General features: G+C 67.7%; 10 protein-coding genes. 9 read left to right on the top strand and 1 reads right to left on the bottom strand.

Going from position 1 to position 12,595, the window contains the following annotated elements; all coding sequences use genetic code 11:
* Window positions 1-106 precede the first annotated feature (106 nt).
* From ABZY89_RS01575 to ABZY89_RS01540, 8 genes are all read left to right on the top strand, one after another.
* Window positions 107-1,621: an LCP family protein gene (locus ABZY89_RS01575; protein ID WP_355224094.1), complete on the top strand. Its 1,515-nt coding sequence runs from the start codon at window positions 107-109 to the stop codon at window positions 1,619-1,621.
* Between the two features lie 74 nt (window positions 1,622-1,695).
* Entirely contained in the window at window positions 1,696-2,631 is a 936-nt protein-coding gene (locus ABZY89_RS01570) for a glycosyltransferase (RefSeq protein WP_355224093.1), read from the top strand.
* Window positions 2,628-3,530, top strand: coding sequence for a glycosyltransferase (locus ABZY89_RS01565; RefSeq protein ID WP_355224092.1), 903 nt, complete (start codon window positions 2,628-2,630; stop codon window positions 3,528-3,530). The genes ABZY89_RS01570 and ABZY89_RS01565 overlap by 4 nt, the downstream gene beginning before the upstream one ends.
* 37 nt (window positions 3,531-3,567) lie before the next feature.
* Window positions 3,568-4,761: a UDP-galactopyranose mutase gene (gene glf / locus ABZY89_RS01560; RefSeq protein ID WP_355224090.1), complete on the top strand. Its 1,194-nt coding sequence runs from the start codon at window positions 3,568-3,570 to the stop codon at window positions 4,759-4,761.
* A complete protein-coding gene (locus ABZY89_RS01555; protein WP_355224089.1) occupies window positions 4,758-6,773 on the top strand; it encodes a glycosyltransferase in 2,016 nt (671 codons plus the stop codon). The genes glf and ABZY89_RS01555 overlap by 4 nt, the downstream gene beginning before the upstream one ends.
* Window positions 6,757-7,656, top strand: a complete 900-nt coding sequence (locus ABZY89_RS01550) for an ABC transporter permease (protein ID WP_355017873.1) — start codon at window positions 6,757-6,759, stop codon at window positions 7,654-7,656. Before ABZY89_RS01555 ends, ABZY89_RS01550 begins: the two co-directional genes overlap by 17 nt.
* Window positions 7,653-8,450 carry an ABC transporter ATP-binding protein gene (locus ABZY89_RS01545; protein WP_355224087.1) on the top strand — a complete coding sequence of 266 codons (798 nt, stop codon included), beginning with the start codon at window positions 7,653-7,655 and terminating at the stop codon, window positions 8,448-8,450. The genes ABZY89_RS01550 and ABZY89_RS01545 overlap by 4 nt, the downstream gene beginning before the upstream one ends.
* A gap of 123 nt (window positions 8,451-8,573) precedes the next feature.
* On the top strand, window positions 8,574-10,682 hold the full coding sequence (locus tag ABZY89_RS01540; protein WP_355224085.1) for an FG-GAP-like repeat-containing protein: 2,109 nt from the start codon (window positions 8,574-8,576) through the stop codon (window positions 10,680-10,682).
* On the opposite strand, the gene ABZY89_RS01535 is transcribed toward ABZY89_RS01540, so the two are convergent.
* Window positions 10,664-11,380, bottom strand: coding sequence for a TIGR03089 family protein (locus ABZY89_RS01535; protein WP_355224084.1), 717 nt, complete (start codon window positions 11,378-11,380; stop codon window positions 10,664-10,666). The genes ABZY89_RS01540 and ABZY89_RS01535 overlap by 19 nt on opposite strands.
* A 23-nt stretch (window positions 11,381-11,403) precedes the next feature.
* Here ABZY89_RS01535 and ABZY89_RS01530 point away from each other — a divergent pair, with 23 nt between their 5' ends.
* Window positions 11,404-12,480 (top strand): mannose-1-phosphate guanylyltransferase, encoded by a 1,077-nt coding sequence (locus ABZY89_RS01530; protein ID WP_355224082.1) that lies wholly within the window; start codon window positions 11,404-11,406, stop codon window positions 12,478-12,480.
* The last annotated feature ends 115 nt before the right edge of the window (window positions 12,481-12,595 follow it).

The raw sequence follows: 12,595 nt of genomic DNA, 5'->3' as shown, positions 1-12,595 counted from the left end.
AAACGTACCGTGCCAGGCCGCTAAAGTTAGTCGGCGCGTCGCACCACCGTGTTACTCGTGTGACTGGTGATACTGGCGGTGCAGACTCACACCCGAGGGACACCAGATGGCTGAGCAGAACTACCGGCCCCAGCGTACGGCCGCCGAGCGCGCCTCCCGCGTGCGGTTCCGTCGCGCCATGGCGCTGCTGCTGATCACGCTGCTCCTGCCGGGTTCCGCCCAGCTCGTCGCCGGCAACCGCCGCGTCGGCCGGATCGCGATCTGGACCGTCATCGGTCTCGCGGTCACCACCGGGCTGGTCTTCCTGATCTCCCTGCTGTGGCACGGCCTGATCTTCCGGCTCGGCACGACGCCGTGGCTGCTGGGCCTGTTCCGCATCGCGCTCATCGCCGGCGCCATCGCCTGGGCAGCGCTCTTCATCGACGCCTGGCGCCTCGGCCGCCCGCTCGAGCTCGACCTCAAGCAGCGCCGCATCGTGGTCGCGATCAACGGCGCGCTGGCGTTCTCGGTGGCCGCGACCCTGATCTTCGGCGCCCACCTGGTCGGCGTCCACAAGGGCATGGTCGAGGCGATCTTCGCCGGCGCCGAGGCCGCCGAGGCCCACAACGGCCGCTTCAACGTCCTGCTCGCCGGCGCCGACTCCGACGGCGGCAAGACCCGCTGGGGCCTGCGTCCCGACTCGCTCACGGTCGCCTCCATCGACGCCGTGACCGGACGTACGGTGCTCATCGGCCTGCCCCGCAACATGCAGAACTTCACCTTCGACGACGGCTCGCCGATGGACGAGGAGTTCCCGCGCGGCTTCGACTGCGACGGCTGCTACCTCAACGGCGTGAGCACCTGGGCCGGTGAGCACAAGGAGCTCTACAAGGGCGAGAAGGACCCCGGGATGGCCGCCACCGTGGACGCCGTCGAGGGCATCACCGACCTGCAGATCAGCTACTACGCGATCGTCGACCTCAACGGCTTCGAGGAGATCGTGGACGCCATCGGGGGAGTCACCCTGAAGGTTCGCCAGCCGATCCCGGTCGGCCTCCCCTCCGACAGCTTCTACACCCACATCCAGCCCGGCACGAAGAAGCTCGACGGCTGGGAGACCCTCTGGTACGCCCGGGCCCGCCACGACTCCGACGACTACTCCCGGATGGCCCGCCAGAAGTGCGTCCTGAACGCGATCCTGCAGCAGACCAGCCCCGCAGACGTCGTACGCCACTACCAGGACGTCGCGAAGGCGACCGGCTCCACCATCACCACCTCGGTCCCGCCGAGCGAGATCGAGCGGTTCTCGGCGCTGGCGCTGAAGGCGAAGTCGCAGAAGATCTCGACGCTCTCGCTGGTGCCTCCGCTGGTCAACACCGCCGACCCGGACATGTCCGACATCCACGCCGAGGTGCGCAAGGCGGTGAAGAAGGCCACCCCGAAGAAGGAGGAGGTCTTCAAGTCGCCCGGCACCGGCGACGACGGCGAGACCAAGGCGCCCACCCAGAAGGCCGAGGGCAAGCCAAAGGCGGGCGGCTCCGAGGCCGACGACAAGGGCGGCCCCGTCACCGGCGGTTCCCTGGGCTCGCGCAACAAGGGTTACCAGGCCAACGAGACCGACGACCTCGCCTCAGCCTGTTGAACAACGGGTTAAGCGCAGGTCACAGCGACTCGCTGATTCCCGGGATACCCCGCGGTCGCGGCTAGTCTGGATCCGTGCCAGGGAGCAATCGTGTCGCCGCGGTCGTGGTGACCTTCAACCGTCTCGAGCTGCTGCAGCGACTGCTGGAGCGGCTCGACGTGGTCGACGGCCTCGACGAGGTGATCGTCATCGACAACGCTTCCACCGACGGTACGTCGCAGTGGCTCGCCGAGCTCGACGGTGCCGAGGAGCCGGGTCAGCGCCAGGTGCCGGTGATCGCTCGCACCCTGCAGCGCAACAGCGGCGGCGCCGGCGGCTTCCACGACGGTCTCGAGATGGCGATCGAGCGCGGCGCCGACCTGGTCTGGCTGATGGACGACGACGGCCTGCCCGACACCGACTGCCTCGGGCTGTTGCTCAAGCAGACCGACCTCGACTTCTGGGGGCCGCTCGTCGTCGACGAGGGTGACCCCGGCCGCCTGGTGTTCCCGATCCGGCTCCCGGGCCGCTCCAAGGTCGTGCACCAGCTCGCCGACGTCGAGGCGGCCGCCACCGACGGCCTGATCAAGGACATCGTGATCCCGTTCAACGGGGTCCTGGTCACCCGCGACCTGGTGGAGCGGATCGGCTACCCCCGAGCGGAGTACTTCATCTGGGGTGACGACCACGAATACCGTCTCCGGGCCGAGAAGGCCGGGGCGCGGATCGCGACCGTCGTCGGCGCTCAGGTGCGCCATCCCTCCGTCGGAGATCTCGGCACCCCGATGGCGTGGGGGAGGGCGACGTACAACCACACGCCGAGCGACCTGAAGCACTACTGCATGGCGCGCAACAACCTGCTCAACTTGCGCGACTACCGAGGGTGGCCCTTCGCTTTGGCTTTCGTGGCGAAGACTCTATGGTTCTACCTGCTCACCAAGCCGCAGCCGAAGCGGATCCGGCTCTCTGCGCAGGCGTGGTGGGCTGCCATCCGGGGGGACTTCAGTGGACACGAGAGGTTCCTTCGTTGAGCACCACCCGTGAGACGGTCGCGATCGTCGTCGTCACCTACAACCGCGCCGACATGCTGCGTGGGCTGCTCGACGGGCTCACCAAGCTCGACGAGCCCGCTGACGCGGTGATCGTCGTCAACAACGCCTCCACCGACCACACCGCGCAGGTCCTCGCCGAGGCGATCACCCCCAACCTGCAGGTGATCGACAGCCCGGAGAACCTCGGCGGCGCCGGTGGCTTCCACCTCGGCACCAAGGCCGCGGTCGAGCAGGGCTGGGACCGTCTCTACCTGATCGACGACGACGTCGTCCCGGCCCACGACTGCCTCGAGGTGCTGCTCGCCCAGGACGAGGACTGCCTCTTCTCCGTGCGCGAGGACAAGAACGGCAAGCTGATCGAGCTGGCCGCGCTGAAGTTCGACCTGCGCAACCCGCTCGCGATCAAGCCCAAGACGGCCTCGGTCATGGACACCTACCCGACCCGCGACGCGCTTCCGGAGCGGGTAGCCGTGGAGAACGTCGCCTTCGAGGGCTTCATGATCCGCCGCACCGTCCTGGAGGAGATCGGGCTTCCCGATCCCACCTACTTCATCTTCTACGACGACGTGGATCTCGCGATCCGCGCCCGCCGCGCCGGCCGCACGATCTGGGCCGTACGCGACGCGGTGCTCGTGCGACAGCTCGACTTCAGCCAGCAGCACGACCTGGCCGGCTGGAAGGGCTTCTACATGTACCGCAACCTCTTCGTCGTCCACTTCCGCTACGGCGAGAACGTCCTCGTACGTCTCAAGCCCTGGCTCATCACCGCGGCTGTGGTTCTCCTCAGCCCGCTGCGAGGCGGCAAGCACGAAGCCGTCAACGTGATCAAGGCCCTGCGCGCCGCGCGGGGTATGCGAACCATCCCCACCTCCTCCTGACCGACCCCTTACCCACAGAGACCTAGACTGAGCGATCGTGTCCTCCCCTGAAACCACTCCTGACCTCGTCGTCGTCGGCTCCGGCCTCTTCGGCCTCACCATCGCCGAGCGCGCCGCCACCGAGCTGGACAAGAAGGTGCTCATCATCGAGCGCCGTCCGCACATCGGTGGAAACGCCTACTCCGAGTTCGACGAGGAGACCGGCATCGAGGTGCACAAGTACGGCACCCACCTCTTCCACACCTCCAACGAGAAGGTGTGGGACTACGTGCGGAAGTTCACCGAGTTCACCGACTACAAGCACAAGGTGTTCGGGAAGTACAAGGGGCAGGTCTACTCCCTGCCGATGAACCTCGCGCTGATCAACTCCTTCTTCGGGAAGTCGCACACCCCCGACGAGGCGCGCGCGCTGATCGCGGAGCAGGCCTCCGAGTTCAACACCGAGGACGCCACGAACCTCGAGGAGAAGGCGATCTCGCTGATCGGCCGCCCGCTCTACGAGGCCTTCATCAAGGGCTACACCGCCAAGCAGTGGGAGAAGGACCCGACGGAGCTGTCGCCCGACATCATCACGCGCCTCCCGGTCCGCTACACCTTCGACAACCGCTACTTCAACGACAAGTACGAGGGTCTCCCGGTCGACGGCTACACCGCGTGGCTGGAGCGGATGGCCGACCACCCCAACATCGAGGTCAAGCTCGACACCGACTTCTTCACCGTGGTCGACGACTACAAGGGCAAGGTCCCGATCGTCTACACCGGTCCGGTCGACGAGTACTTCGACTTCTCCGCGGGCAAGCTCTCCTGGCGCACCGTGGACCTCGAGTCCGAGATCCTCGACGTGGACGACTACCAGGGCACCGGCGTGGTGAACGCCAACGACCCCGAGGTCCCGTTCACCCGTGAGCTGGAGTTCAAGCACCTCCACCCCGAGCGCGCCGACCGCTACAAGCCCGGCAAGACGATCGTGGTGAAGGAGTACAGCCGCTTCGCCCAGGAGGGCGACGAGCCGTACTACCCGATCAACACCGCCGACAACCGCGAGAAGATCCTGGTCTACCGCGACCTGGCCAAGAAGGAGCCGATGGTGCTCTTCGGTGGCCGCCTCGGCACCTACAAGTACCTCGACATGCACATGGCGATCGCGTCCGCGCTCACCATGTTCGAGAACAAGCTCCGTCCCCACTTCGAGGACGGCACCCCGCTCACCTCCGGAGGCGTTGACGAATGAGCGTGACCCGACTGCTCCAGCGGCAGATCCTGCCCCTGGACCGTGACTCCGACGTACTCCCGCTCTACGTCGACAACCAGGCTGCCATCCTCGACGCCGACAAGTACGAGGTCGGCTCCGACAAGACGGCCCAGGCGCTGAACAACGCCCAGATCCGCCAGTCGATCAACGACGGCACCCAGATCCACCCCGACCAGATCGAGTCGCGTACGGCGCTGCGGATCCTGAAGAGCGAGCGGCTCTCGCTCGGCACCTACTTCAACGCGTTCCCGGCCAGCTACTGGCGCCGGCACACCGTGGTCGACAGCGTGAAGCTGACCGTCGCGCTCCAGGGTCGCGGCGCGAGCGTCATCGTCTACAAGTCGATGGCCAACGGCCGCTCCCAGCGCGTCGACGCCGCCGACACCGGCACCAACCCCGAGGGCACCTTCACCTTCGACCTGCCGCTGAAGCCGTTCGTCGACGGCGGCTGGTACTGGTACGACGTCGTCGCCTCCGACGAGGACGCCGTCATCACCTCGGCCGAGTGGACCGCGGAGGTCCCCGACGACCGTGCCGAGCACGGCACCGTCGACATCTGCGTCACCACGATGAACAAGCCCGACTTCTGCGCCAAGCTGCTCGCGCAGATGGGTGAGGACGAGCAGCTGCGCCCCTACCTCGACACCGTCTTCGTGATGGAGCAAGGCACCAAGAAGGTCGCCGACGACGTCGAGTTCCCGGCGGCCGAGAAGGCCCTGGGCGATCTGCTGCACATCATCGAGCAGGGCAACCTGGGTGGTTCCGGCGGCTACGCGCGTGGTCAGCTCGAGTCGCTGCGCAAGGGCACCGCGACGTACGCCCTGATGATGGATGACGACGTCGTCTGCGAGCCCGAGGGCATCATCCGCGCGATCACCTTCGGTGACCTCGCCAAGCGGCCGACCATCGTCGGCGGCCACATGTTCTCGCTCTACGCCAAGTCGCGCCTGCACTCCTACGGCGAGATCGTCCAGCCGTGGCGCTTCTGGTGGCAGTCGGCTCCCGGCGTCTACGGCGACTGGGACTTCGGCGCCCGCAACCTGCGCTCGACCCGCTGGCTGCACAAGCGCGTAGACGTGGACTTCAACGGCTGGTTCATGTGCCTGATCCCGCGCAAGGTGATCGAGGAGATCGGGCTCTCGCTGCCGGTCTTCATCAAGTGGGACGACTCCGAGTACGGCCTGCGCGCCAAGGCGGCCGGCTTCCCGACCGTGTCGTTCCCGGGTGCGGCCGTGTGGCACGTCCCGTGGACCGACAAGAACGACGCCCTCGACTGGCAGTCCTACTTCCACCAGCGCAACCGCTTCGTCGCCGCTCTGCTGCACTCGATCTACGACGACGGCGGCCGCATGGTCACCGAGTCGTTCTCCCACCAGATCAAGCACCTGGTCTCGATGCAGTACTCGACGGTCATGCTGCGCCACCAGGCGCTGCTCGACGTGCTCGCCGGCCCCGAGAAGCTCCATGAGACCCTCGCGACCCAGCTTCCCGCCGTACGCGAGATGGTCAAGGACTACCCGGACGCGCAGCTCAAGGCAGACCGTGACGAGTTCCCGCCCGTGCGCCGCCACAAGCCGCCGCGAAAGGGCAAGGAGGACACCGAGGTCCCGACCAGCCGCGAGGTCAAGCTGGCCGCGCTCAAGGCGCCGATCCGGCAGATCATGAAGCCGCGCAAGCTCTCCACGGAGTTCCCCGAGGCCGAGCTCGCCGCGATGGACAACCAGTGGTACCGGATCACCAAGTACGACAGCGCCATCGTGTCGATGAACGACCAGCAGGGCGCTGCCTTCTACCGCCGCGACAAGAAGCGCTTCAACCAGATGCTGAAGGACACCATCAAGGTGCACCGCCGGCTCAAGCGCCAGTGGCCGAAGCTCGCCGAGGAGTACCGCGCCAAGCTGAGCGAGTTCACCTCGCCGGAGGCCTGGGAGAAGACGTTCGAGCCGTGGAAGGTCGTCGAGGAGAAGGGGTCCGATGGCAACCGGAGTTGATGAACGCCCCGTACGGATCGTCGACGCGCCGCTGGCACCCCCGGCGGAGAACCTCGGTCTGCTCTCCGTCTTCAAGAGCCGCTACCTCCTCAAGCTGCTTGTGCAGCGGGAGATCAGCGGTCGCTACTCCAACTCGATCCTCGGCGTCTTCTGGTCCTACATCAACCCGTTGACGCAGTTCCTCGTCTACTGGATCTTCATGGGCAAGATCATGGGCGCGGACAAGGGGATGGACAACTACCCGGTCCACCTGTTCGCCGGGCTGGTCATCGTCCACTTCTTCACCGAGACCTTCGGGGCAGGGACGCGGTCCCTGCTCGGCAACAAGGGGCTGCTGAAGAAGATGGCGATGCCGAAGGAGATGTTCCCGGTCGCCTCGATGCTGGTCTCGCTCTACCACCTCGTGCCGGCGACTCTGATCCTCATCGTCGTCTGTCTGTTCAGCGGATGGACGCCGACCTGGGAGACGGTTCCCTCCTTCCTGCTCGCGCTCGGCATCGTGATGGCGCTGGGCACCGCTCTTGCCCTGGTCTTCAGCTTGGCCAACGTCTTCTTCCGGGACTTCGGCAGCGCGGTCAACATCCTGACCAACTACATCCGTTTCGGCGTCCCGATGATGTACCCGTTCTCGATGATCGAGAGCGCCCTCGGGGACAAGGCCTGGATCTACCTGCTCAACCCGATCGCGGACGCCGTGCTGCTCTTCCAGCAGGCCTTCTGGGTCGGGGTGACCCCGAATCCCGAGGAGACCGCCGCCAAGCACCTGCCCGAGAATCTGTGGATGTGGGGTCTGGGTGCGTTCGGTGTCTCGTTGGTCCTGCTGGTGATCGCCCAGGTGGTCTTCAGCAAGTACGAGAACAAGATTCCGGAGCGTCTGACATGACCGCCGACTCGATCGTGGTGGACGGAGTCACCAAGAACTTCACGCTCCGCTACCACCGCAGCATCAAGGACATCACCGTCGCCAAGATGAAGGGACGGGCCGTCTCCAACACCTTCAAGGCGCTGGACGACGTCACCTTCACGATCAAGCAGGGCGAGTCGGTGGGCCTGATGGGCCTCAACGGCTCGGGCAAGTCGACCCTGCTGAAGCTGATCAGCGGCGTGATGCGCCCCGACCAGGGTGTCGTGAAGACGCGTGGCCAGATCGCGGGCCTGATCGCGACGGGTGCGGGCTTCCACCCGCAGCTGTCCGGCCGGGAGAACATCTTCCTCAACGCCGCGATCTATGGGCTCTCCGCCGAGGAGACCGCCGAGATCTACGACGACGTGGTGAACTTCGCCGAGCTCGGCGACCACCTCAACTCCCCGGTCGGCAACTACTCCTCGGGGCAGTACTCGCGCCTGGGGTTCTCGGTAGCCGTCCACATCGACTCCGACATCTTCCTCGCCGACGAGGTCCTCGCCGTCGGTGACAAGCCCTTCAAGAAGAAGTGCATGGAGAAGATGGAGGAGATCCGCGACAGCGGCCGCACCGTGGTCTACGTCAGCCACGCCGCCGGTTCGGTCAAGCGGATGTGCGACCGCGTCATCTGCTTGGAGAAGGGCCGCCTGGTCTTCGACGGCGACGTCGACGAAGGCATCGAGTACCTCCACTACGGTGAGGACGACGCCAAGGGGTCGGTGGCGCAGAGGAAGCTCGACGCTGCCGACAGCGCGCTCGGAGCGGAAGTCTGAGCTGAGCTCAGGGCGAGAGCCCGCGGAGAATTACAGATCTGTAGTTCCCCGCGGGCTCTTCCCAACCCCTGTGACTGATGTGAAAGATGTTCCCTGGTGTTACGGAACCAGGGGGATCCATACGTGCTTTCGCAGGCCGGAGAAGAGCGGTCGAGCGACGTCGAGCGCGCTCGTTCGCGCTACGTCGCCTCGACCCAGCAGCTGCTCGTGCTCGGGTTCGTCCTGGCCGCGCTGGTCCCGGCGAGCACCGTCGTCGACCTGAAGGTGGTCCGACCCGGCGAGGTTCCCGTCTCCGGGAGTCAGGTGGCGGTGCCGTCAGCGGCGCAGGTGCCCGTGAAGCCGGTCGATGCCCATCTCGAGGAGATCTCGCTGACCGCGCCCCGAGCCGGCCGGATCACCGCGCAGGCCAAGAAGGCCGCCGACGCGGGCGATGCGGTGACCGTCACCAGCCTTCCGCAGCCGGTGGACGGCTTCGGGACGGTCGGGCTCACCTGGGCGCCCGGCGCGGTCGTGCCGGAGGAGGCGGTCGCGGCCGACGTACGCACGCTGGTGGACGGGACGTGGAGCGACTGGCAGGCGTTGGACGTCCACCTGGACGACCATGCTCCTGATCCGGACTCCGCGGAGGCCGACGGGTCGAGGCCGGGCACCATGGAGGCGATCGTCGGCGAGGTCGACCAGGTGCAGACCCGGCTACGGCTGACCGGTGCCCAGGTGCCGGCCGACCTCAGGCTGGCGGTGATCACGCCCGGCGAGGCGGACGCGAGCCGCAGCGAGTCGCCCGAGATCGAGACCGGGGCCGATGACGCGCCGGAGCCGGCCGAGGGCGCCGAGAGCACAGCGCGCGTCGAGGAGGGGGAGGCAGCGACGCTGTCGGCGGCCGCGTACACCTCCAAACCCAGCATCTACAGCCGTCGCCAGTGGGGCGCCGACGAGAGCGTGCGCGAGGCCGGCCCGCCCGACTACCACGAGGTCCGCGGTGGGTTCGTGCACCACACCGTCAACACCAACTCCTACACCAGGGACCAGGTGCCGGGGATCATCCGGAGCATCTACGCCTACCACGTGCAGAGCCGGGGCTGGCGCGACATCGGCTACAACTTCCTGATCGACAAGTTCGGCCGGATCTGGGAGGGCCGCTACGGCGGCGTCGACCGGCCCGTCGTGGGTGCTCACACCTCGGGCTACAACAGCTACGCCTTCGCCGCCTCCGCGATCGGCAACTTCGACAACGTCGCACCCCCGACCGCGCTGGTGAACGCCTTCGGGACGCTGTACGCGTGGAAGCTGTCGCTGCACGGTGTCCGCGGCAACAAGGGCTCCACCCGGATCGGCGACCGCACGTTCTCGCACGCGATCATGGGCCATCGCGACGCCGGCTCCACCGCGTGCCCTGGCCGCTACCTCTACGCCAAGCTGAGCACGATCCGCTCGCAGGCGGGTTCGAAGCAGGCGAGCTGGGCGGCGCGCGAGCTGCAGTCGCAGATCAGCGGGCGTGGCTACCCGGACCTGGTCGCCCGGCGGTCCGCCGACAAGCGGATCGTCGTGATCCGCACCGACGGCAACGCCCGCTTCGGTACGCCGCGGGCGACGAACCTGATCGGCGGCACCTCGGCCACCTTGATGAACGCCGGTGACTGGGACCGCGACGGCGACGGCGACATCCTGATCCGCCACACCGACGGCACGGTCCGGGTCAACCGCGGCAACGGCACCGAGACCTTCGCCACCGGCGTCATCATCGGGCGCGGCTTCCAGTCCGTCTCGGTCATCGACGTGGTCACCGACATCACCGGCGACGGCTGGCCCGACCTCGTGGGCAAGCACTCCACCGGCGAGATCCGGGTCTGGCCCGGGCGCGGCACCAGCGCCCTGGGAGCGTCCTACCGGATGCGCAGCGCAGTGAGCGGCTCGACCCAGGTCATCGGCGCCGGCCGCTTCTACGCCGACGACGGCTCGCCCGAGGTGGTCTTCAGGGTCTCGAGCAAGCTGCTGATCTTCCGCACCAACGGCCCCGGCGGCCTGACCACCTACTCCGACCCCGGGATCGACACCAGCGTCTTCGACTTCATCCTCGCGACCAAGGACCTCCGCGGCGCCTCCACCGGCGGCGACCTGCTGCTGCGTCGCAAGTCCGACGGCATGTGGTTCGCCTACGAGCACAACCAGAGCGGAGGCTGGGACCGGAAGTCCCAGATGGGCGTCGTACGAGGCTACGACCAGTTCGGCTGAGCGCGCTCGGACTCCGCCAGTGCGGTCAACCGCTCTTCGGTCGCGTTGGTGACCAGCACCAGCGAGCCGCCGCCGGTGAGCAGCGAGGCGAGGAGCTCGGCGCCGGCCGGTGAGGCCGAGGGGACGGTGGAGAGCAGCCGTACGGCCTGTCCGTCGCCTCCGAACAGATCCGCGTGGCTGGTCTCGACGCCGGCCCACGAGGTGGCCGCGTCGTCCGCGGCCGGCGGGTCCCAGGGGGTGAAGGCGTCCGGCTGTCCCCAGACCTCGATGCCGACGTCGTGCACGCCCTGGGGGAGCGGGTCGGCGAAACGTACGCCGAACGGCAGCAGCGAGCATGCCAGTGTCGGCCGCTTCGCGGCGTCATCCGCCCAGGCGGGCAGCGTCTCGGGGCCGCAGACGACGGCGTCGGGGCCAGAGGAATCGGAACCGTCGGAGTCGGTCACCACGAGCCCGGTGTTCCAGGCGGCACCGAGGAAGACGGTGGCCAGCCAGTGGGTGGGCAGGTCGATCCGGATGCTGTCCCCGCGCTCGAGCCCGTGCTCGTCGAGGAGGAGGCCCGAGGCCTTGGCCACCCAGTTGGCGTACGTCGTGGTGGACAGCTCCTGGCGCTCGCCGCTCGCTTCGTCGTAGAAGGTCACGAACGGACCGCCGGGGTTGGTCCGCAGGGCTCGGGCGAGGGTCTCGGGGAAGCTGCTCACGTCGAAACTCTAAGGTGTGCGGCATGACGTTCTGGGCAGTGATCCCCGCTGGTGGCGCAGGTACGCGGCTGTGGCCGCTCTCGCGGTCCTCGGAGCCGAAGTTTCTGCGCGACCTCACCGGCCACGGACGTACGCTCCTGCAGGAGACCTACGACCGCCTCGAGCCCGTCTCCGACGGCATCATGGTGGTGACCGGCGCGGTCCATGAGCGGGCCGTGTGCGAGCAGCTGCCCGAGGTGCCGCACGACGCCATCCTGGCCGAGCCGAGCGGGCGCGACTCGATGGCCGCGATCGGCCTGGCAGCGGCCTTCCTGGAGCGGCGCGATCCGGAGGCCGTGATGGGCTCCTTCGCCGCCGACCACGTGATCCGCAACGTCGACAACTTCCACGAGACCGTACGCAGCGCCGCGGCGATCGCCGCGGACGGCTGGCTGGTGACGATCGGGATCTCGCCGACCTTCGCCTCGACCGCGTTCGGCTACATCGCCGAGGGCAAGCCGTTGGCCGGCCACCCGGGGGCGTACCTGGTCGACGAGTTCGTCGAGAAGCCGTCGGCCGAGGTCGCGGCGGGCTATCTCGCGACCGGACGCTACCGCTGGAACGCCGGTATGTTCGTCGTCCGTCCCACCGTGCTCCTCGACCTGCTCGCGGAGTCGGACCCCGGCTTCACCGACCGGCTGCGGGCCATCGCCGCCGAGCCGTCGCGGCTCGAGGAACTGTGGGAGACGCTGCCGAAGATCGCGGTCGACCACGCCGTCGCCGAGCCCGCTGCCGCCGCCGGCAGGGTCGCCACGGTGCCCGCCGACCTCGGCTGGGACGACATCGGCGACTTCGACTCGCTCGCGACGCTGCTCCAGGCGGCCGCCACCGCCTCGCCCGAGGGCCCCACGATCCTCGGTGACGCCACGCTCGTCCACGCCCTCGACTCCACCGGCCTGGTCGTGCCCCACTCCGGCCGTATGGTCGCCCTCATCGGCCTCGAGGACATCGTCGTCGTCGACACCGACGACGCCGTCCTGGTCACCACCCGTACGCATGCCCAGCAGGTCAAGAAGATCGTCGCCGCCCTCAAGGACTCCGACCGCACCGACCTCACCTGACGCTGGTCGAGCCGCGAGCGCTAGCGAGCGTGTCGAGACCAACACAGTCCGGCCGAGCGCCGATAGGACCGTGTTGGTCTCGACACGCCTCCGCCTAGCGGCTCCCGCGGCTCGA

It is taken from the genome of Nocardioides sp. NPDC006303 (assembly GCF_040613175.1).
In the GTDB taxonomy this organism is placed as follows: Bacteria; Actinomycetota; Actinomycetes; order Propionibacteriales; family Nocardioidaceae; genus Nocardioides.
Note: the sequence above shows the minus strand (reverse complement) of the source record. Positions and strands in the feature narration are given on the sequence as shown.

What these genes read in the sequence shown, in the direction of transcription:
- ABZY89_RS01575 (WP_355224094.1), top strand. Translation starts at nt 107, where the DNA reads ATGGCTGAGCAGAACTACCGGCCCCAGCGTACGGCCGCCGAGCGCGCC.
- ABZY89_RS01555 (WP_355224089.1), top strand. Translation starts at nt 4,758, where the DNA reads ATGAGCGTGACCCGACTGCTCCAGCGGCAGATCCTGCCCCTGGACCGT.
- ABZY89_RS01550 (WP_355017873.1), top strand. Translation starts at nt 6,757, where the DNA reads ATGGCAACCGGAGTTGATGAACGCCCCGTACGGATCGTCGACGCGCCG.
- ABZY89_RS01545 (WP_355224087.1), top strand. Translation starts at nt 7,653, where the DNA reads ATGACCGCCGACTCGATCGTGGTGGACGGAGTCACCAAGAACTTCACG.
- ABZY89_RS01530 (WP_355224082.1), top strand. Translation starts at nt 11,404, where the DNA reads ATGACGTTCTGGGCAGTGATCCCCGCTGGTGGCGCAGGTACGCGGCTG.